At 66.3% G+C, this 19,657-nt stretch carries 17 protein-coding genes; 11 read left to right on the forward strand and 6 right to left on the reverse strand.

Annotated features, from left to right (window positions below; translation table 11 throughout):
* The first annotated feature begins 6 nt into the window (after positions 1-6).
* The gene (locus tag HHL27_RS13485; RefSeq protein ID WP_169493937.1) at positions 7-1,008 is read left to right on the forward strand and encodes a cation diffusion facilitator family transporter; all 1,002 of its coding nucleotides are present in this window, start codon (positions 7-9) and stop codon (positions 1,006-1,008) included.
* Here the strand turns inward: HHL27_RS13485 and HHL27_RS13490 are convergent.
* Positions 993-2,117 carry a serine hydrolase domain-containing protein gene (locus HHL27_RS13490; protein ID WP_169493938.1) on the reverse strand — a complete coding sequence of 375 codons (1,125 nt, stop codon included), beginning with the start codon at positions 2,115-2,117 and terminating at the stop codon, positions 993-995. The genes HHL27_RS13485 and HHL27_RS13490 overlap by 16 nt on opposite strands.
* Positions 2,118-2,155: 38 nt before the next feature.
* On the opposite strand from HHL27_RS13490, the gene HHL27_RS13495 reads away from it, so the two are divergent.
* Entirely contained in the window at positions 2,156-2,530 is a 375-nt protein-coding gene (locus tag HHL27_RS13495) for a hypothetical protein (RefSeq protein ID WP_240959758.1), read from the forward strand.
* A gap of 1 nt (position 2,531) precedes the next feature.
* Here the strand turns inward: HHL27_RS13495 and mnmA are convergent, their stop codons facing one another.
* Entirely contained in the window at positions 2,532-3,680 is a 1,149-nt protein-coding gene (gene mnmA, locus HHL27_RS13500) for a tRNA 2-thiouridine(34) synthase MnmA (RefSeq protein WP_169493939.1), read from the reverse strand.
* A 142-nt stretch (positions 3,681-3,822) separates the two neighbouring features.
* Between mnmA and HHL27_RS13505 the strand changes: the two genes are divergently transcribed.
* The 6 genes from HHL27_RS13505 (at position 3,823) to HHL27_RS13530 (ending at position 11,018) form a co-directional block, all read left to right on the forward strand.
* On the forward strand, positions 3,823-4,182 hold the full coding sequence (locus HHL27_RS13505) for a hypothetical protein (protein ID WP_169493940.1): 360 nt from the start codon (positions 3,823-3,825) through the stop codon (positions 4,180-4,182).
* Entirely contained in the window at positions 4,179-4,478 is a 300-nt protein-coding gene (sciP, locus tag HHL27_RS13510; protein ID WP_169493941.1) for a CtrA inhibitor SciP, read from the forward strand. The genes HHL27_RS13505 and sciP overlap by 4 nt, the downstream gene beginning before the upstream one ends.
* A 322-nt stretch (positions 4,479-4,800) precedes the next feature.
* The gene (locus HHL27_RS13515; RefSeq protein ID WP_169494012.1) at positions 4,801-5,994 is read left to right on the forward strand and encodes an efflux RND transporter periplasmic adaptor subunit; all 1,194 of its coding nucleotides are present in this window, start codon (positions 4,801-4,803) and stop codon (positions 5,992-5,994) included.
* A 19-nt stretch (positions 5,995-6,013) separates the two neighbouring features.
* Complete coding sequence (locus HHL27_RS13520; RefSeq protein ID WP_169493942.1) at positions 6,014-9,199, forward strand: efflux RND transporter permease subunit; 3,186 nt, start codon at positions 6,014-6,016, stop codon at positions 9,197-9,199.
* Between the two features lie 62 nt (positions 9,200-9,261).
* The gene (locus HHL27_RS13525) at positions 9,262-10,467 is read left to right on the forward strand and encodes a DUF445 domain-containing protein (protein WP_169494013.1); all 1,206 of its coding nucleotides are present in this window, start codon (positions 9,262-9,264) and stop codon (positions 10,465-10,467) included.
* Positions 10,464-11,018, forward strand: coding sequence for a GNAT family N-acetyltransferase (locus HHL27_RS13530; protein ID WP_169493943.1), 555 nt, complete (start codon positions 10,464-10,466; stop codon positions 11,016-11,018). The genes HHL27_RS13525 and HHL27_RS13530 overlap by 4 nt, the downstream gene beginning before the upstream one ends.
* Here the strand turns inward: HHL27_RS13530 and HHL27_RS13535 are convergent.
* The 4 genes from HHL27_RS13535 to HHL27_RS13550 form a co-directional block, all read right to left on the reverse strand.
* A complete protein-coding gene (locus HHL27_RS13535) occupies positions 10,996-12,657 on the reverse strand; it encodes an ATP-binding protein (RefSeq protein ID WP_169493944.1) in 1,662 nt (553 codons plus the stop codon). The two genes, HHL27_RS13530 and HHL27_RS13535, sit on opposite strands and share 23 nt — an antisense overlap.
* 107 nt (positions 12,658-12,764) lie before the next feature.
* On the reverse strand, positions 12,765-14,408 hold the full coding sequence (gene groL, locus HHL27_RS13540) for a chaperonin GroEL (RefSeq protein WP_169493945.1): 1,644 nt from the start codon (positions 14,406-14,408) through the stop codon (positions 12,765-12,767).
* A gap of 49 nt (positions 14,409-14,457) precedes the next feature.
* A complete protein-coding gene (groES, locus tag HHL27_RS13545) occupies positions 14,458-14,745 on the reverse strand; it encodes a co-chaperone GroES (RefSeq protein ID WP_169493946.1) in 288 nt (95 codons plus the stop codon).
* Between the two features lie 171 nt (positions 14,746-14,916).
* Positions 14,917-16,293, reverse strand: a complete 1,377-nt coding sequence (locus tag HHL27_RS13550) for an MATE family efflux transporter (protein ID WP_169493947.1) — start codon at positions 16,291-16,293, stop codon at positions 14,917-14,919.
* A 117-nt stretch (positions 16,294-16,410) separates the two neighbouring features.
* Here HHL27_RS13550 and HHL27_RS13555 point away from each other — a divergent pair, with 117 nt between their 5' ends.
* The 3 genes from HHL27_RS13555 (at position 16,411) to adh (ending at position 19,622) form a co-directional block, all read left to right on the forward strand.
* On the forward strand, positions 16,411-16,821 hold the full coding sequence (locus HHL27_RS13555; RefSeq protein WP_169493948.1) for a c-type cytochrome: 411 nt from the start codon (positions 16,411-16,413) through the stop codon (positions 16,819-16,821).
* Positions 16,822-16,989: 168 nt separating this feature from the next.
* The gene (locus HHL27_RS13560; protein ID WP_169493949.1) at positions 16,990-17,952 is read left to right on the forward strand and encodes a helix-turn-helix domain-containing protein; all 963 of its coding nucleotides are present in this window, start codon (positions 16,990-16,992) and stop codon (positions 17,950-17,952) included.
* Positions 17,953-18,101: 149 nt separating this feature from the next.
* Complete coding sequence (gene adh / locus HHL27_RS13565; protein ID WP_169493950.1) at positions 18,102-19,622, forward strand: aldehyde dehydrogenase; 1,521 nt, start codon at positions 18,102-18,104, stop codon at positions 19,620-19,622.
* Positions 19,623-19,657 lie beyond the last annotated feature (35 nt).

Genomic DNA, 19,657 nt, shown 5'->3' on the forward strand with positions numbered 1-19,657 from the left:
TGCCCCATGGACATGACCACCAGCGCAAACCACGGCGATCTCAACCGCAAGGCGGCGCTCGCCTCGATCGCGGTGGCGACGCTGCTGGCGGGGATGAAGGTCTGGGCGGTCATCTCGACCGGCTCTTCGGCGATGCTCGGCAGCCTCGCCGACACCGCGCTCGATCTCGTCGCCAGCCTGGCGACGCTGCTCGGCGTGTGGGTCGCCGCCATGCCCGACGATCACAACCATCGCTTCGGCCATGGCAAGGCCGAAGCGCTAGCGGCGATGTTCCAGGTGGTGCTGATCTCGATTTCGGCGATCGGTCTCGCCTTTCGCGCGGTCAACCAGTTCGTGGCCGGAAGCCAGGTGGCCGAGGCCGAAAGCGGCGTAATCGTCTCGGCGATTGCGATGGCGGCGACGGTGGCGCTGCTTGCCTACCAGCGGCACGTGATCCGCAAGACCGGCAGCCTCGCGATCAGCACCGACAATGTGCACTACAAGTCGGACCTGTTCCTCAACCTCGCCGTGATCGCAGCCCTGCTGCTGGACAAGAACTTCGGCATTCCGGGCGCCGACGCGGCCTTCGCGTTCGGCATCGCGCTGTGGCTCGCCTGGGGGGCATGGGGCGCATCGCAGGAGGCGATCGAGCAGCTGATGGACCACGAATGGCCGCTCGAGAAGCGCGAGCGATTCCTGGCCGTGGTGGCCCAGCATCCCGAACTCAAGGGCCTGCACGACTTGCGCACCCGCACCAGCGGCAATCGCGATTTCGTGCAGTTTCACGTCTGGGTCGATGGACGGATGACCGTGACCGAAGCCCACCGCGTGATGGACGAGATCGAGGAGAAGCTGATGGCCGAGTTTCCGGGTGTCGAGGTGCTGATCCACCCCGATCCCGAAGGCTTGGTCGACGAACTGCCGATGGGCGCGCAGGACCTGCTGTCCCCGGGACCCAACGGGGAAAGCCCGGCGGTGCTGGTCCAGGGCGCGCCGGGCGAGGGCCCGGCAATTCAGCCCTTGGCGTAAAGCGCGACGATATCGGCCAGGCGATCGACCACCGGGCGCAGTTGCGAATCCTCTGTCTTGCCAAGCCGCACCACCACCAGCTTCCGGCTGGGAGAGACGAGCACGTACTGGCCGAGATGGCCCTCGCACGCGAAAAGGTCGCGCGGGCCGCGATCCGGGAACAACGGCTCGGTCTTGGCGGTCGGCGTGCGGTTGAGCCAGACTTGCGCGCCATAGGCCTTTTCGCGGGGCGAGGGCGTGGTCATGAATTCGATCCACTGGCGCGGGATCAGCTGGCTGCCGCGCACTGCGCCCTTGTTGCGCAGGAATTCGCCGAACTTCGCCCAATCGCGCGCGGTGCCATCGATCAGGCTGCCGCCGATCAGCGTGCCGGCCGCATCGAATTCGGGCACCATCGATCGCATGCCGACCGGTTCGAACAGCCGCGTGCGCAGATAATCGGTCACGGCGTGGCGGCGCCCTTCCGGGGTCGGTTCGCTCGCCAGCACGCGCGCGGCAAGATCGGCGAGGATCACGCTGGTGGCGGTGGAATACTGAAAAGTTGATCCCGGCTCGTGCGCCAGCGGCTGGTCCTCGGCATAGCGGGCCATGTCGTCGCGCCCATCGAGGAACAGCATGCGCACTTCGTCCGATTCGTACGGAGGATCGCCCGCCTCGACATGCCGAAGGCCCGAACGCATCTGCAGAAGCTGCTTGAGCGTGATTTCGCCGCGCGGGTCGCCCGGGCGCTGCCACTGCGGCACGGGCGCGGATTCGGCAAGACGCAGGCGGCCGTCGGAAACCAGCATGCCGATCATCACGCCGGTGATCGTCTTGGCCATCGACCAGGACACGAAGCGGGTATTTTCGTGATATCCCGGGGCATAGCGTTCGGCGACGATCCGGCCTTCGTGCATGACGATAACAGCCCGCGTCTCGCCCGGAGAATCTTCCGCAAACAGCGCATCGACCGCGCGTGCCAGCTTTTCGCGCGGCACGCCGGGGGCATCGTTGATCGCCGCCAACGCCTGTTCGGACAGCGGCGGCGGGCCTTCACCGGCGCGGTTGCAGCCAGACAGGGCTAGCCCCAGTGCGAGCGGGGCGATAAGGGCAAGGGAGAGGCGGGACATGGCCGCCGCCCTTCTTCCCCGATCGCACCGGCAAGGCAATGGTCGAAGTACGTTCACCCACAAGCGCGCCACATCCCGCCTATGCCCGTCCGCCGCGCCGCAGCTTCCGGCCCTCGCGCATCGCGTTGGCCCTAATCGTGTGCGCGGGCGCGCTGATCGGCTTCTTCTGGAAGCCGCTGCATGGCTACGCGATTGCGGGAGCCTCGTACGGTGCGCGGGTCGGCTGTTCCTGCCGCTATGCCGGAGGGCGCTCGCTCAGCGATTGCCGCAAGGATTTCGAACCGGGCATGGGCCTCGTTTCGCTGTCCGAGGACAACGATGCGAAGAGCGTCACCGCGCGGTTTCCGCTGCTCGCCAAACAGACCGCCACTTATCGCGAAGGCTGGGGCTGCGTGCTGCAGCCGTGGAAGTAAGCTAGGCCGCCCAAGGCTTCGTAGCGTCGATCCACCCGCCGCCGACAACACGGTCGCCGGCGTAGACGACCGCCGCCTGGCCGGGGGCGACGCCGAATTCGGGCTGGAGAAAGCGCAGCGTGGTCGTGGCGCCGCCGCCGAAGGGGCCGACCAGTTCGACCGGCACCGGCTTGGCCAGCGATCGCACCTTCGCGGTCAGCGGCCCTTCGGGCAGCGGGCCGATGCGATTGGTTTCGGTGACAGTGGCTTGCCCCACCGCCAGCATCGCCCGCGGGCCCACCAGCACGCGCCGCGCCGGAGCATCGAGCGCGACGACATAAAGCGGCTCGGGCTGGCCACCGATCTCGAGCCCGCGACGCTGGCCGACGGTGTAGTGAATCACGCCGGCGTGATGCCCCAGCACCTCACCGGTCGCCGCGTGCACGATATCGCCTCCGGCAATGCCTTCGGGCCGCACCTTGGCGACCACCTTGGCATAGTCGCCGTCGGGCACGAAGCAGATGTCCTGGCTGTCGGGCTTTGCCGCGACGGAAAGGCCAAGTTCGCCGGCAAGACCGCGAACCTCCGGCTTGGGCAGGCCGCCCAGCGGAAAGCGCAGGAACGCGAGTTGTTCCTCGGTCGTGCCATAGAGGAAGTAGGACTGGTCACGCGCCGGATCGAGCGCACGGTGCAGTTCGGGCCCGGCGGGGCCGGTGACGCGGCGGACATAGTGGCCGGTTGCAAGGCAGTCCGCGCCAAGGTCACGCGCCATGGCCAGCAGATCGGTGAACTTGGGCCCCATGTTGCAGCGGATGCACGGGATCGGCGTGCGCCCGGCGAGGTAATCGTCGGCGAAACGGTCGACCACATCCTCGCGAAAGCTGGATTCGTGGTCGAAGACGTAGTGCGCGATGCCGAGCCGGTCGGCCACGGCGCGCGCGTCGCGGATGTCGTCCCCGGCGCAGCAGGCGCCCTTTCGGCCGGTCGCCGCGCCATAGTCGTAGAGCTGCAGCGTGATGCCGATCACTTCCGCCCCGCTGGCCGCGGCGATTCCGGCCACGACCGAACTGTCCACGCCACCCGACATCGCGACGACGATGCGGCGGGCAGAGGCGGGACCGGCAAGGTCGAACAGGGTTTCGGGCGCGGTAGCGAGAGAGAGGCCGGACATGCCCCGCGCCTTAGGCGCTTTTGCCCGCAATGGCAGGCGGATTCTTGCGTCGCATGGGTAAACGGGGGCTAAGCGAAAAAACTAACCACCGGTAAATGCCGGATTTACTTCGCCTTATCCGTCTTGGGGTTATGCCCCTCGCATGGATCTGGGATTCAACGATGTCTGGGGCGGCGATTCTCCGACCGATGCGCAGGGGCTGCGGCCGCTGGCTTGGTCGGATTTGTGCGCCCGACTCGTCGCCGCGCAGGATTTGCGGCGGGAGGTGCAGGCTCTGGCCGGCGTGCCCATGGTGACGGGCGGTGCTCCGGCAAGCTTCCATCGACCTGCCGCACAATTGCTTCGGGACATCGTGATACCACCCGGAACGACCGATCGTGAAGAAGGGGTTAACCTTTCCCCTTCAGGAAATGGCAAAGACGATGACGGCACACCGTGGAGCCATACAGTAACAAGTCGCAAATCGCCCACTGACAGCCCGTCCCGACGAGAAAAGCCATGATCGAGAACCAGAAAATCAGGCCTTCGCAGGTGATCGGACCGCTCGGAGAGCCCTTGACGCTCGAGAGCCTGCCGCCGCCGAGCACCACCCGCTGGGTCGTGCGCCGCAAGGCCGAAGTCGTCGCCGCCGTGAATGGCGGCCTGCTGACCATCGACGAGGTGTGCCAGCGCTATGGACTGACGCTCGAGGAGTTCGCATCCTGGCAGCGCGCGGTCGATCGCTCGGGCATGCAGGGCCTGCGCGTCACGCGCATCCAGCACTATCGCGATCTTTACGAGCGCCAGTTGAAGTATTGACGCAACGGTCTCACTTCGACCTCAATTCGTGATCGCATCGACGGCCGCTACCCTTCCGGGCAGCGGCCGTTCCGCTTTTTCGTGGGTCGGTCACAACGATTTCAGATGCAACCGGGCAACACTTGCCAATTCCGCGCAAGTCCTTCGTCGAGGCGGAATTGCAACTGGTCGGATCGAAGTCTATTGCAACCACAACATACGCCATGGGGGGCGGCGCGGGTCGCTTGCGGCCGGTGTATCATTGCGATAACACACCATGACGTCCGGATGAACCGGACCATGGTCCGGACTGGCCCGCGCGGGGCGAAGGCACGTGGACAACATGAATTACGAGACGAGGATTGCATCTGCCGGGGCTGAACCGCTCATCGTCGACCATGGCGATGAGGATGCTTCTCCTGCGCGCCCTGATCGCCGCAAGCTCATTGCCGGACTGATCATCGTTCTGGCTCTCGGGCTCGCCTATTACCTGATGCACCGGAATCCTGCTGCTGCCGATGCCGACAAGGCCGGCGCGCAGGCGCAGACCGTCACCGTCGTGGCGCCCGGGCGCACCACTGTACAAGGCGTGATCAACGCCAGCGGCGCGATCGCCGCGCGGCGCGACATGCCGGTGGGCATCGCCGGCGAAGGTGGGCGCGTGATCAGCGTTCTGGTCGATGCCGGTACCTGGGTTCGCAAGGGCCAGGTGCTCGCGGTGGTCGATCGCGCGGTGCAGGCACAGCAGATCGCTGGCCAGTCGGCCAACGTTGCGGTGCAGGTCGCCAATGCCCGGCTGGCGCAGGCCAACCTCGATCGCGCTCTCAAGCTCGTCGAAAAGGGCTTCATCTCCAAGGCTGACATCGATCGCCTGACCGCCACGCGCGATGCAGCGGTGGCGCAGGTCGGCGTCGCGCGCGCATCGCTGGGGCAGTTGCAGGCGAGCACCGCCCGCCTGAACGTGGTCGCCCCCGAATCCGGTTTCGTCCTGACCCGCAGCGTCGAACCCGGCCAGATCGTCGGTCCTGCGTCGGGAACGCTGTTCCGCATGGCCAAGGACGGCGAGCTCGAAATGCAGGCGCGTCTCGCCGAAAACGATCTTGCCAAGCTGGCGGTGGGCGATGCGGCCGACGTCACCCCGGTGGGCACCAGCCGGGCGTTCCCCGGTCGCATCTGGCAGATTTCGCCGACCATCGACACCACCACGCGCGAAGGCATTGCGCGCATCGCGCTGCCTTACGATGCTGCGCTCCGCCCCGGCGGCTTTGCCAGCGCGCAGATCAAGAGCGGCACGGTGACCGCGCCGGTCCTTCCCGAATCCGCGATCCTGTCCGACCAGACGGGCGCGTTCGTCTACGTCGTCGGCGGCAACAACAAGGTCGAGCGGCGTGCCGTCACCACGGGCGACGTGACCCCGCAGGGCATCGTCGTGCGCACGGGCCTGTCGGGCAACGAACGCGTGGTCCTGCGTGCCGGCGGCTTCCTCAACCCGGGCGACGTCGTCCATCCGGTAATGGCTTCGGCCGGCACCAAGTGACGCAGAGGGCGTCGATCCGATGAACTTCAAGAACATCTCGGCCTGGTCGATCCGCAACCCGGTCGTGCCGATCGTCCTGTTCCTCGGGCTCACGCTCGCAGGGCTGGTCTCGTTCATGGGCATGAAGGTCCAGAACCAGCCCGACATCGAATTCCCGATGGTGATCGTGATGATCAGCCAGCCGGGCGCCGCGCCGACCGAGATCGAGAACCAGATCACGCAGCGGGTGGAATCCGCGGTCCGCACGATCCAGGGGATCGAGGCGATGAGCTCTACGGCATCGGAAGGCAGCAGCCAGACGATGATCCAGTTCAAGATTGGCACCGACATCAACGCGGCGGTGAACGAGGTCAAGAACGCCATCGACCAGACGCGCGGCAACCTGCCCGACGGGATTCTCGAGCCGCAGGTGGTCAAGGCGCAGACCTCGTCGGATCCGATCGCCTATTTCGCGGTCGAAGCCGACGACATGACGCTCGAACAGCTGTCGTGGTTCATCGACGATACGGTCGCCAAGCGACTGCTGACCGTGCCCGGCATGGCCGAAGTCGTGCGTTCGGGCGGCGTCGATCGCGAAATCGCGGTCACGCTCGATCCGATGCGGATGAAGGCGCAGGGCGTTACCGCAGTCCAGATCAACGCCGCGCTTCGCCAGGTCAACCTCAACGCGGCGGGCGGGCGCGCGGAAGTGGCGGGTTCGCGCCAGGCCGTGCGCGTGCTCGGCAACGCGCTTTCCGCGTTCGATCTGTCGCAGACCCAGATCTCGCTGGCCAGCGGACGGACCATCCGCCTGTCCGATGTGGCCGACGTGCGTGACAGCTACAGCGAAGTCGCCTCGCTGGCCAAGTTCAATGGCAAGCAGGTGGTGACCTTCTCGATCGCCCGCGCGCGCGGCGAATCCGATGTCAGCGTGTTCGACGATGCGGTAAAGGAGATGGACAAGATCTCCACCGAACAGGGTGGCAAGGTCAAGTTCCGCCAGCTGTTCAACTCGGTGCAGTACACGAAGGACCAGTACCGCAGCTCGATGTCCTCGATGGTCGAAGGCGCCGTGCTGGCGGTCATCGTGGTGTTCTTCTTCCTCCGTGACTGGCGCGCCACGATCGTTTCGGCGATCGCCATTCCGCTTTCGGCCATCCCCACCTTCTGGGTCATGGATCTGATGGGCTTCACGCTCAACCAGATGTCGCTGCTGGCGCTGGGTCTGGTCGCAGGCGTGCTCGTCGACGATGCAATCGTGGAGATCGAGAACATCGTGCGCCACATGCGCATGGGCAAAACGCCGTACCAGGCCTCGATCGATGCCGCCGACGAGATCGGGCTCGCGGTCGTCGCGACGACCTTCTCGATCGTCGCGGTGTTCTTCCCTGTTGGGCTGATGCCCGGCGTTTCGGGCCAGTTCTTCAAGAACTTCGGCCTGACGGTCGTGGTTGCAGTGCTGTTCTCGCTGCTCGTCGCGCGCATGATCACGCCGATGATTGCCGCCTATTTCCTCAAGGCGCACGGCCATGCCGAACATGGCGGCGGCCCGTGGATGGATCGCTACATGAAGATCCTGCGCTGGTCGCTCGATACGCGCGCGGCGCAGGCCTATCGCGCCGCGTTCCCCAAGCGCCGCTTCCGCGCGCGCCTTCGCGATCACCGGCTGTGGATGATGGGCGTGGGCTTCGGCGCGCTGCTGCTGACCGGCCTGCTGTTCGTGATCGTGCCGAGCCAGTTCTTCCCCGACACCGACGAGGACTTCAGCCGCATCACGATCGAGATGGTGCCCGGCACCACGATCGAGCAGACCGAGCGGAAGATCGACGAGGTATACAACCTGATCAAGGGCGAGCCCGAGGTCGGAGCCGGGCTCGAGCGCATCGAGGAGGCCAAGGGCCGCGTGTTCCTGGTGCTCAAGAAGGGTTCCGGGCTTCGCGGCAGCGTCGAGTTCGAACGCGCGCTGACGCCCAGGCTGCAGACGATCGCCGATGCCCGTGTCTCGTTCATGAGCTCGAACGGCGGGGGTCCCGGCGGGGGTTCGGGGCGGCCGATCAGCATCATGCTGTCTGGCTCCGATCCGGCGCTGCTGCAGCGCACGGCGCAGACGCTGGTCGACCAGATGAGCAAGCTCAAGACGGTGGTCGCGCCCCGCGTCAGCGCCGACATGCGCCGGCCCGAGATCGTCATCACCCCGCATCTCGACCTTGCTGCCAATCTTGGCGTCACCACCCAGGCGCTGAGCCAGGTCATCCGCATCGCGACGCAAGGTGAGATCGACCAGAACAGCGCCAAGTTCTCGCTGTCTGACCGGCAGGTGCCGATCCGCGTCAAGCTGCCGCCGGATTCGCGTCGAGACCTTTCGACGATCGAGAATCTGCCGGTGCCTACGACCTCGGGCACCACCGTGCCGCTGTCTCGCGTGGCGACGATCGGCTTCGGTTCGGGGCCGACGACGATCCAGCGGTACAACCAGAACCGCCGCGTGTTCATCGGCGCGGACCTGCCAGCCGGCGTCGCCAAGGGCACCGCGATGGCAGAGATCAACAAGCTGCCGATCATGAAGAACATCCCCCAAGGGGTGTCGAACGCCCCGGCGGGCGAGGACCGCTGGCAGCAGGAAATGATCACCAACTTCATCGTCGCGGTCTGCGCGGGCGTGCTGCTGGTGTTCTCGGTGCTGGTGCTGCTGTACCACCGCTTCGTTTCCCCGCTGGTCAACATGGGCTCGCTGTTCCTGGCGCCGCTGGGGGGCATGCTGCTGCTCGGCATCGTTGGCCAGCCGCTGTCGATGCCGGTGTTCATCGGCATCCTGATGCTGTTCGGCATCGTGGCGAAGAATTCGATCCTGCTGATCGACTTCGCCATTGAGGAGATGGGGACCGGGAAGACCAAGCTCGAAGCGATCATCGAGGCGGGTCACAAGCGCGCGCAGCCGATCATCATGACCACCGTGGCCATGGTCGCGGGCATGGTGCCGACCGCGATCTCGCTGGGGGGCGATGCCGGCTGGCGTGCACCGATGGGCACCACGGTGATCGGCGGCCTGACGATGTCGACGCTGCTCACGTTGCTGATCGTCCCGGCAGGCTTCAGCCTGGCCGATGGCCTCGAAAAGCGCGTGGGACCGTGGCTCGGCCGCAAGGTGCTGAGCTACGATCCCAATGACCCGCGCAACCAGGCTCCGGGGAACCGGCCGCACGGCGAGGCATTCCCGGCGGAGTGAACCAGCTTTCCTCTGCCGCCGTCAAACGAACCGGGCTCCGGCTGACCGACCCGGCTCGCCGGATGCGACTTCTCGCCACCGGTCTGCTCGTCGCGATGGCGGGATTGTTCCTGCTCTCGCGGCAACTGGTGCCGCTGCATCCCGGCTGGGGGTATTTGCGCGCCTTTGCCGAAGCGGCGATGGTGGGTGGCTTGGCCGACTGGTTTGCGGTGACTGCGCTGTTCCGGCGCCCGCTGGGACTGCCGATCCCGCACACCGCGATCATCCCTGAAAACAAGGATCGCATCGCCGATACGATGGCTGCGTTCCTGCGCGACAATTTCCTGACGTCGCAGGTCGTGGCGCGGCGGCTGCAGACGCTCGATGCGGCAAGGCTGGCGGGCCAGTTCCTCGCCAATCCGCGCGGGTCCGAAAGCCGGCTGCGCGATGGCGCCACCAGCCTGCTGGCCGACGTGCTCGAATCGCTCGATCAGGAAAAGCTCGGCGGACTGGCCAAAGGCGCAGTGCGTACGCAGTTCGAACGGCTCGATCTGGCGCCGCTGCTGGGCCAGATGCTCGGCGCGATGGTTGCCGACGGCCGGCACATGCCGCTGGTCGAGAGCGGCATCCGCAAGGCGGCGCATATCCTCGAAGCAAACGAGGAAATGATCCGCGCGATGATACATGAACGGGCCAACGCGCTGATGCGGTTCGCCCGTCTCGATGAACGGCTGGCCAACACGATCCTCGACGGGCTGTACAAGCTGCTCGCGGAGACCGTGGTGATTCCCGACCATCCCCTGCGGGTGAAGATCGAGGAGGGCTTGCAGCAGCTTGCCCACGATCTTGTCCACGACCCCGAAATGCGCGCGCGCGTGGAACGGATGAAAGGCGAAATTCTGGCCAACCCGGCCTTCGCCGCTTGGCTCGATGCCCTGTGGGAGCGTGCGCGAGCGCGCCTGTTGCGCGCGGTGCGAGAGCCTGATGGAGCGCTGTCCGGCCAGCTCGGCACCAGCGTCGCCGAGTTGGGTCGCGCCCTGCAGCACGATCCGCGCCTGCAGCATCTGGTCAACCGCTTCGCCCGCCGCACACTGGTCGGCGTGGCGACACGTTATGGCAGCCAGATCGTGCGGCTGGTATCCGAAACGGTGCGTCGCTGGGATGCACGCACCGTCACCGACCGGATCGAAGGCGCGGTCGGTCGCGATCTTCAGTTCATCCGCATCAACGGCACGCTGGTGGGCGGGCTTGTCGGCGTGGCGATCCACGCTATCGATGTCGCTCTATGACCCAGCCCCAACCCTTCCTGCGCACGGCGCGGCTCGATCTCTGGCAACCGCACGCGCGCGATCATCACGGGCTGGTGGAGCTTCTGGCGCCCGAAGCGGTGCGCGCGAATCTGGGCAATCGTCCGACCAGCGTCGTCGAGGAATTCAACCGGTTGCTGCGCAATGCGGGCAGCTGGGCGCTCTATGGCTATGGCATCCTCACCTGTCGCCCGCGCGGCGAAGACAGGGTCGTCGGCATCTGCGGCGTGTTCCATTCGTGGCGCGGCTTCGGCAAGGGCATGGACGATACGCCCGAGATCGGCTGGATCTTCGCCGAGGAAACGTGGGGACAGGGCATCGCCAGCGAAGCCGCGGCCGCGGCGCTCGACTGGTTTGCCGCGGCGCACCCGGACAAGCGGGTCGCCTGCATGATCAACGACACCAACCTCGCTTCGATCGCCGTGGCCAGGAAGGTTGGCTTCAGCGTTTATGGCGAACATCGGGAGGAGGATGGCGGGGCTGCCCTCATCCTGCTCGAAAAGAACGCAGTCAGCCTGTCACCAGCATCGTGATCCGGTTGGTCAATTCCTCGACGGTGAACGGCTTGGTCAGGATGTCCATGCCGGATTCGATCGCGCTGCCATCGATCACGCTGCTTTCAGCGTAGCCCGTCACGAACATGACCTTTAGCATCGGGCGGGTGCGTCGTGCCGCGTCGGCAACCTGGCGTCCGTTGAGCCCGCCGGGCAGACCGACGTCGGTGACGAGCAGATCGAGAACCGGTGTCGCCTCGAGCACCGCCAGCGCCTCGGCGCCGTCGCCCGCCTCCAGGCAGGCGTAGCCCATGCCCGCCAGTGCATCGACGAGCAGCATGCGCACGCTCGACTCGTCATCCACGACAAGGACCGTGCCCTGCAGCATCGGGGCAGCCAGAGGTTCGCCCGATGAAGGTACGGGAGAAGCAACCTCGCCCAGGAAGCGAGGAAGATAGATTCGCACGCGCGTTCCGACGTCCTGTACAGAGCGGATCCTGACGATGCCACGGCTCTGCCGCGCAAATCCGTAAACCATCGAAAGGCCAAGCCCGGTACCGCGACCGATAGGCTTGGTCGTGAAGAACGGATCGAACACCCGCTCCAGATCCTCGGGCGAGATGCCGACCCCGCCATCGGTCACCATCACCGTGACGTAGTCGCCGGGTGGCAACCCGCGGTCGCTCGCGGCCGAACCCTGCAGCATCACGTTCTCGGTGTTGATCGTGATCGTCCCGCCTTCGGGCATGGCATCGCGCGCGTTGATGCACAGGTTGAGCAGCGCATTCTCGAGCTGGTTGGAATCGACTGACGTCGGCCAAAGCCCCTTCTGCGTGTCCAGCACGATCGCGTAGGACGGGCCGACCGTCCGCGTCACCAGTTCGACGAATTCGGGCAGCAGCGTGTTGATGTCCAGCGCGCGCGGCGAAAGCGTTTGGCGGCGGGAGAAGGCGAGCAGGCGGTGAGTCAGGGCGGCCGCGCGCCGGGTCGCGCCGAGACCCGCCGACAGATAGCGGGAGATGTCCGCCGCCGGGTTCTGCTTCTGCCGACGCTCGATCAGTTCGAACGCGCCCTGGATGCCGGCAAGCAGGTTGTTGAAGTCGTGCGCCAGGCCTCCGGTCAGCTGGCCGACCGCTTCCATCTTCTGCGCCTGCCGCAGGGCGGCTTCGGCGGCCTCTCGTTCGGCCAGCGCCTCCACGACCCGGGCCTCCAGCGTTTCGTTCAGCTGGCGCAGCGCTTCTTCCGCGCGCACCTGATCGGTCACGTCCTTGAACAGGACGGCTACCAGCCGATCCTCGAAGGGGCCGATGCGAAACGAGGAAACTTCCAGATGTCGCCCCGTGGCGACAAGCTCGTTGCGAAAGCGGATCGGCTCACCCGTGTGCAGCACACGTCCATAGAATGCGACCCAGCCATCGGCTTCGTCGGGGACCATTTCGCGCAACTTCTGCCCCACGACATTGGGAATGCCGGTATTCCGCTCGTAAGCGGCGTTGGCGAGAATATGGATATAGTCGCTCAGCGGTCCGTGCGGGCCGTCGAGAAAGCGGATCACGCAATAGCCTTGATCCATGCTTTCGAACAGCGTGCGGTACAGCTCGAGCGAAATCGGCGGCCCAGCGTCGTCGAAACCGGTGTCGCTGGGCGATTGCGGCAGGGAGCGCGCCGGGATGTCCATCGGGCCGCAAACGCGACGAGGGCGAAACGGTTCCCGGCAAAGGAAACGGGGCCGGAAGTTTCCTTCCGGCCCCGCCCTTTTCCGTCAGCGTGTGCTGCGTGGACTGCTTAGAAGTCCATGCCGCCCATGCCGCCCATGCCGCCGCCCATCGGCGGCATCGCGGGCTTGTCTTCCGGCTTTTCGCTGATCGCCGCTTCGGTGGTGATCAGCAGGCCCGAAACCGACGCGGCATCCTGAAGCGCGGTGCGCACGACCTTGGTCGGGTCGATGACGCCGGCGGCCTTCAGGTTCTCGTAGGTATCGGTCGCGGCATTGAAGCCCTGGTTCTCGTCGTTTTCGCGAAGCAGGTTGCCCGCGACGACAGCACCGTCATGACCCGCGTTCGAAGCGATCTGGCGCAGCGGCGCCTGGATCGCGCGACGAACGATGTCGATGCCCTTGGTCTGGTCGTCGTTGGCGCCCTTGAGGCCTTCAAGAGCCTTGGTCGCATAGAGCAGCGCGGTGCCGCCACCGGGGACGATGCCTTCCTCGACCGCGGCGCGGGTCGCGTGCAGCGCGTCGTCGACGCGGTCCTTGCGCTCCTTCACCTCGACTTCGGTCGCACCGCCGACCTTGATCACGGCAACGCCGCCAGCAAGCTTGGCAAGACGCTCCTGGAGCTTCTCGCGGTCGTAGTCGCTGGTGGTGACTTCGATCTGGGCGCGGATCTGCTCGACGCGGGCCTTGATTTCGTCAGCCGAACCGGCGCCGTCGACGATCGTGGTGTTGTCCTTGTCGATGGTGACCTTCTTGGCCTGACCGAGCATCGGGAGCGTGACGCTCTCGAGCTTGATGCCGAGGTCTTCCGAGATCATCTCGCCCTTGGTCAGCGTGGCGATGTCGCCCAGCATGGCCTTGCGGCGATCGCCGAAGCCCGGCGCCTTGACCGCGGCAACCTTCAGGCCGCCGCGCAGCTTGTTGACGACGAGGGTCGCCAGCGCTTCGCCTTCGATGTCCTCGGCGATGATCAACAGCGGACGGCCGGTCTGCACCACGGCTTCGAGAACCGGCAGCATCGCCTGCAGCGACGACAGCTTCTTCTCGTGGATCAGGATGTACGGGTTCTCGAGTTCGACCGTCATCTTTTCCGGGTTGGTGATGAAGTAGGGCGACAGATAGCCGCGGTCGAACTGCATGCCTTCGACGACATCGAGCTCGAATTCGAGGCCCTTGGCCTCTTCCACGGTGATGACGCCTTCCTTGCCGACCTTTTCCATCGCTTCGGCGATCTTCTGGCCGACTTCGGTGTCACCGTTGGCCGAGATGATGCCGACCTGTGCGATTTCCGACGAACCCGAAACCGGGGTCGAACGCGACTTCAGGTTTTCGACAACCTTGGTCACGGCGATGTCGATGCCGCGCTTGAGGTCCATCGGGTTCATGCCGGCAGCAACCGAGGTCATGCCTTCGCGAACGATCGCCTGGGCGAGAACGGTCGCGGTGGTGGTGCCGTCACCAGCGGCGTCGTTGGCCTTGCTGGCGACTTCGCGCAGCATCTGCGCGCCCATGTTCTCGAACTTGTCCTTGAGTTCGATTTCCTTGGCGACCGACACACCGTCCTTGGTGATGCGGGGGGCGCCGAAGCTCTTGTCGATGACGACGTTGCGGCCCTTGGGGCCCAGCGTCACCTTCACCGCGTCGGCAAGAATGTCGACGCCGCGCAGGATGCGCTCACGAGCGTCGCGCGAAAAGCGTACGTCCTTGGCAGCCATGTTGATTTCCTTCGAATGTCTGGAGTGGATTTCAGGACAGCAGCGTCGATCAGCCGATCACGCCGAGGATGTCCGATTCCTTCATGATCAGCAGGTCTTCGGTGGCGACCTTGACCTCGGTGCCGGACCACTTGCCGAACAGCACGCGGTCACCGACCTTGACGTCGAGCGGGGTCACCGTGCCGTTTTCGGCGCGGGCGCCGGTGCCGACGGCGACGATTTCGCCTTCAGCGGGCTTTTCCTTGGCGCTGTCGGGGATGATGATCCCGCCGGCGGTCTTTTCCTCGGCTTCGACGCGGCGCACGAGCACGCGGTCGTGCAGCGGACGGAAAGTCATGGGTTGCTCCCTCTTCCAATCAAATTGGCGATACGAATTTCTGCTTGGCACTCTCGCGATGAGAGTGCCAGCGCCGCGCATATGGGCGGGGGGGCAGAGAGCGTCAAGGACCCGGATCGAAGAATCTTTTTGCGTTTCGCGCCAGTCTGCCGCGATGACGTGGACGTGGAATCAGCCGGGCAGAAGCCCCAGCTGATCGCGACGGTGCCAGCGCCAGTGCAGCAACCCCGCCACGAAGATCAGCCCGACGAGCAGCCCGATCCACACGCCAAGTCCGCCGACCGGGGTGTAGAGCCCGAGCCACAGCGCCGTGCCCACGCCCGGCACCCAGTAGCCGAACAGCGCGATCAGCATCGGCACGCGCGTATCTTGCAGGCCGCGCAGCATGCCCGCGCCGACGGCCTGCGCGCCATCGAACAGCTGGAACGCCGCCGCGACGATCATGTACTGGATGGCAAGGTCCACCACCCGTGCGTTGGCGGGTGCGGTGGGGTCGATGTAGAGCCACAGCAACTGATGCGGGAAGATCAGCATCACACTGGCTGACACCGCCATGAATCCCATGCCGAGCAGCGTTGCCGCCTGTCCCGCACGCCGGATGGCTTGACGGTCGCCCGCGCCGAACGACAGGCCCACGCGGATCGTTGCCGCCTGCGCGACGCCGAAGGGCACCTGGAATGCGATCGCGGCGAATTGCAGCGCCACGGTATGCGCGGCGAGCTCTGCCTCGCCGATGCGACCCATGACGAAGGCCGCGCCGTTGAACATGCCGGCTTCGGCAATGATCGTGCCGCAGATCGGCAGGCCGATCCGGAGCACGTCGCGAAAGCGGCGCCATTCGGGCACCCACCAGCGCCCCAGCAGGCGGTAGCGATGAAGGCGCCGATCGAAGCGGATCACCAGCGCATAGGCACCCAGCATCGCGCCGCTGGTGACCACGCTGGACACGGCCGAGCCCGACAGCCCCATCTGCGGCGCGCCGAAGTGGCCGAAGACGAAGATCCAGTTGCCCAGCGCGTTCACCGCCACCGCCATGGCCGTGATCGCGGTGCCGATGCCCGGGCGCCCCAGCGTGGCAACCACCGTGCGCAGCAGCGCTGCCAGAACCGCCGGGATCGCCGCCCACATCAGGATGTGGAGAAACGGTTCGGCCCTCGCGATGACGCCGGGCTGTTGCCCGGTCAGGCGCATCAGCGGCCCGCCCAGCAGGCAGACCCCGATGGCCACCGCGGCGGCGAGCAGGCCCACCCAGGCGGCCATGCGCACGGTGCGCCGCACTTCGCGCACGGCGTGCTTGCGCCGACCGAGCTCCGCCGCGATCAGCGGGGACGCCGCGCCGACCAGGCCGGTCATGCTCCAGACCAGCAAGCCGAACAGCGCGACCGACAGCGACGAGGCAGCCAGCGCCTCTGGCCCCAGCCGCGCCACGAACACAACGTCGATCGCGAAGACCGCCATCTGCAGCAGGTTTGCCCCCACCAGCGGTGCGGCGAGGCGCAACATGCTGCGCCATTCGTCAAGCCAGCTTCGGGGAGGGTTCTCAAACATCGCGCGGCGGGGCATAGGGCCGGCGCGATCCCAAGGGAAGGGCCTCGCACGGACGGGCACGCTGCCGTCCCTGCCACCGTCGATGCCTGCGCCGCCGATGATTAGGAGCTCACGCCCATGCCCAAGCCGGTACATGCCTGCCTCGCCTTCGCCCTCCCGCTCGCCCTTGCCGCCTGTGGCGCAAAGACCGATGACGGCACCGCCGCGCAAGCCGGTGCGGAAACGACGGTCGCCGACGCGGCACCGGCCGCGTTCGGCATCTGCAAGTCGTGCCATGCGGTGGAGAAGGGCAAGACGGTGATCGGGCCCAGCCTTTACGGTATTGTCGGCACCAAGGCGGGCGATGTTGCCGGCTATTCGTTCAGCCCGGCGCTGAAGGGGTCTGGCCTCGTGTGGGACGAAGCGACGCTCGACAAGTGGCTTGAAAACCCGATGAAGCTCGTGCCCGGGACCCGCATGAGCTACGCCGGACAGGCCGATCCGGAAAAGCGCAAGGCGATCATCGCCTACCTCAAGACCTTGAAGTGACCGATGATCGCCCGGCAGTGTCTCGCTGGCGGGACATTGCCGGCGGCCCGCCTGCCGAATTGGCTTGCATTCGCCGCAAAACCGCCAACGATCGCCGTCCAGCAGCCTGCCCGCACGTCGCGTCGCAAAGAGCGCGAGGCCGCAGTCCTGCCGAGAGGGTGAAGGCACATGCGCAAGACGTCGGGCAAGCATAGCGACCTGGTGCTCAGCACGGTCCAATCCGGGCACAGCGCCGGCACCTCGGCGGTTGCCGCCTCGTGGTGCCGCTCGGCGCTGCATCATGGCCTCGATCCTGCGCAGGGACGCGCCGCGACCCGTGTTTCGGGAAGCGACCTTGCGCGCCTGCGCGAAGCCAATGGCGCGCTGCTCGATGCGGCTACCCCGGTGCTCGACAGCCTGTTCGGCAGCGTCGGCCGCACCGGATGCTGCGTGATCCTGGCGGACACCACCGGGGTGGTGCTCGAAGCGCGTTCGGGCGCCGGGGATGCCGCGCTGTTCGATGCCGTCGGCCTCACGATCGGCGGACAATGGAGCGAGGCGGCCGAGGGCACCAACGGCATCGGCACCTGCCTTGTCGAGGAACGCGCGGTGACGATCCTGAAGGGCGAGCACTTCGCCAGCCGCAACATCGGTGTTTCGTGCATGGACGCGCCGATCTTCGATCCTTGCGGCCAGCTCGTCGCCGCGCTCGACGTATCGAGCGTGCGCGCCGACCATGGCGAAGCGATGGCGGCCATGGTCGCGGCGCTGGTCCAGGATGCCGCCCGCCAGATCGAGCGCGAATTCTTCTGCCGCCATTTCGCCGACGCCCGCATAGTCCATGCGCCCGATGCGCCGGGGCGCGGCTCGGCGCTGCTCGCGGTCGATCGCGACGATCTGGTCATCGGCGCCACCCGCGCCGCACGCCGCCGGTTGGGTCTTGGCCCGGCGCGCCAACTGGCGCCCAAGCCGCTCGCCGATGTGCTGGGGCAGCAGGTGCCAGCTGGCTTCGAAGACGGCGAACGCAGCGTGTTGCGCCAGGCGCTGGCGCGTTCGGGCGGCAATGTCGCGGCCGCCGCGCGCCTGCTCGGCATCGGCCGCGCCACGATGTACCGCCGCATGGAACGCGCGGGCCTCACCGGCCTGCACTGAACGCGGCGCTGCCTGTCTCAACGGCGAGACAGGCGGGCGGGGAATGACCGCCGGGGGGATTTCGGGAGATCGGCGTCGGTGGGATGCATCGTTCGGGGGAGCGGCGGGAAGGCGCCGTTCCACAAGAACCCGAACGAGAGGATGAACCCATGGATATGGCATTGGCCGACAAGGCCGCGAAGGTCGCTCCCTTCGCCAGCACCTACGACAACTTCATCGGCGGCAAGTGGGTGGCCCCGCGCGCCGGGCGCTATTTCGACAATGTCTCGCCCATCAACGGCAAGGTCGTATGCCGCGTCGCGCGCTCGGACGCCGACGACATCGAGCTCGCGCTCGATGCCGCGCATGCCGCCAAGGACGCCTGGGGCCGCACCAGCCCGGCCGACCGCGCGCTGGCCCTGCTGCGCATCGCCGATGTGATGGAAGCCAACCTCGACCTGCTCGCCACGGCCGAAACGTGGGACAACGGCAAGCCGATCCGCGAGACGCTGGCCGCCGACATTCCGCTCGCCATCGACCACTTCCGCTATTTCGCGGGGTGCGTGCGGGCGCAGGAAGGCTCGATCGCGGAGATCGACGAAGACACCATCGGCTATCACTTCCACGAACCGCTGGGCGTGGTCGGCCAGATCATTCCGTGGAACTTCCCGATCCTGATGGCGGCGTGGAAGCTCGCGCCTGCGCTGGCGGCGGGCAACTGCGTGGTGCTGAAGCCCGCGGAGCAGACCCCGGCCTCGATCCTCGTGCTGATGGACCTGATCGGCGACCTGTTGCCGCCGGGCGTGCTCAACGTGGTCAACGGCTTCGGCCTGGAAGCAGGCAAGCCGCTCGCCAGCTCCAAGCGCATCGCCAAGATCGCGTTCACCGGTGAGACCAGCACCGGCCGCCTGATCATGCAGTACGCTTCCGAAAACCTGATCCCGGTGACGCTGGAGCTGGGGGGCAAGAGCCCCAACATCTTCTTCGCCGACGTTGCAGCGCACGATGACGACTTCTTCGACAAGGCGATCGAAGGCTTCGTCATGTTCGCCCTGAACCAGGGCGAGGTCTGCACCTGCCCCAGCCGCGCGCTGATCCACGAATCGATCTACGACCGCTTCATGGAGCGCGCGATCGCCCGCGTGCAGCAGATAGTGCAGGGCAATCCGCTCGATCCCGCGACGATGATCGGCGCGCAGGCGAGCGCGGAGCAGCAGGACAAGATCCTGCGCTACCTGCAGATCGGAAAGGACGAAGGCGCGCAGGTGCTGACCGGCGGCGGCGTGGCGCAGTTGGGCGGCGATCTGGCGGGCGGCTTCTATATCCAGCCGACGGTGTTCAAGGGCCACAACAAGATGCGCATCTTCCAGGAAGAGATCTTCGGGCCGGTGGTTTCCACCACCACGTTCTCGACACCGGAAGAAGCGCTGCAGATCGCCAACGACACCGCCTATGGCCTTGGCGCGGGCGTGTGGAGCCGCGATGCCAACACCTGCTACCGTTTCGGCCGCGCGATCCAGGCCGGGCGGGTGTGGACCAACTGCTACCACGCCTATCCCGCGCACGCGGCGTTCGGCGGGTACAAGCAATCGGGCATCGGGCGCGAAACGCACAAGATGATGCTCGACCACTACCAGCAGACCAAGAACATGCTCGTCAGCTACAGCCCGAAGAAGCTCGGCTTCTTCTGACGAGACGGTACTTGTCGAGGCCTTGAGGCCCGACG

This window comes from Novosphingobium olei, assembly GCF_012927405.1.
Lineage (GTDB): Bacteria > Pseudomonadota > Alphaproteobacteria > Sphingomonadales > Sphingomonadaceae > Novosphingobium > Novosphingobium olei.

What these genes read in the sequence shown, in the direction of transcription:
- mnmA (WP_169493939.1), bottom strand. Translation starts at nt 3,680, where the DNA reads ATGTCCGGCCTCTCTCTCGCTACCGCGCCCGAAACCCTGTTCGACCTT.
- adh (WP_169493950.1), top strand. Translation starts at nt 18,102, where the DNA reads ATGGATATGGCATTGGCCGACAAGGCCGCGAAGGTCGCTCCCTTCGCC.
- HHL27_RS13535 (WP_169493944.1), bottom strand. Translation starts at nt 12,657, where the DNA reads ATGGACATCCCGGCGCGCTCCCTGCCGCAATCGCCCAGCGACACCGGT.
- groES (WP_169493946.1), bottom strand. Translation starts at nt 14,745, where the DNA reads ATGACTTTCCGTCCGCTGCACGACCGCGTGCTCGTGCGCCGCGTCGAA.
- HHL27_RS13560 (WP_169493949.1), top strand. Translation starts at nt 16,990, where the DNA reads ATGCGCAAGACGTCGGGCAAGCATAGCGACCTGGTGCTCAGCACGGTC.
- HHL27_RS13515 (WP_169494012.1), top strand. Translation starts at nt 4,801, where the DNA reads ATGAATTACGAGACGAGGATTGCATCTGCCGGGGCTGAACCGCTCATC.
- HHL27_RS13525 (WP_169494013.1), top strand. Translation starts at nt 9,262, where the DNA reads ATGCGACTTCTCGCCACCGGTCTGCTCGTCGCGATGGCGGGATTGTTC.
- HHL27_RS13485 (WP_169493937.1), top strand. Translation starts at nt 7, where the DNA reads ATGGACATGACCACCAGCGCAAACCACGGCGATCTCAACCGCAAGGCG.
- groL (WP_169493945.1), bottom strand. Translation starts at nt 14,408, where the DNA reads ATGGCTGCCAAGGACGTACGCTTTTCGCGCGACGCTCGTGAGCGCATC.
- HHL27_RS13490 (WP_169493938.1), bottom strand. Translation starts at nt 2,117, where the DNA reads ATGTCCCGCCTCTCCCTTGCCCTTATCGCCCCGCTCGCACTGGGGCTA.
- HHL27_RS13530 (WP_169493943.1), top strand. Translation starts at nt 10,464, where the DNA reads ATGACCCAGCCCCAACCCTTCCTGCGCACGGCGCGGCTCGATCTCTGG.
- HHL27_RS13505 (WP_169493940.1), top strand. Translation starts at nt 3,823, where the DNA reads ATGGATCTGGGATTCAACGATGTCTGGGGCGGCGATTCTCCGACCGAT.
- HHL27_RS13550 (WP_169493947.1), bottom strand. Translation starts at nt 16,293, where the DNA reads ATGTTTGAGAACCCTCCCCGAAGCTGGCTTGACGAATGGCGCAGCATG.
- sciP (WP_169493941.1), top strand. Translation starts at nt 4,179, where the DNA reads ATGATCGAGAACCAGAAAATCAGGCCTTCGCAGGTGATCGGACCGCTC.
- HHL27_RS13555 (WP_169493948.1), top strand. Translation starts at nt 16,411, where the DNA reads ATGCCCAAGCCGGTACATGCCTGCCTCGCCTTCGCCCTCCCGCTCGCC.
- HHL27_RS13495 (WP_240959758.1), top strand. Translation starts at nt 2,156, where the DNA reads ATGGTCGAAGTACGTTCACCCACAAGCGCGCCACATCCCGCCTATGCC.
- HHL27_RS13520 (WP_169493942.1), top strand. Translation starts at nt 6,014, where the DNA reads ATGAACTTCAAGAACATCTCGGCCTGGTCGATCCGCAACCCGGTCGTG.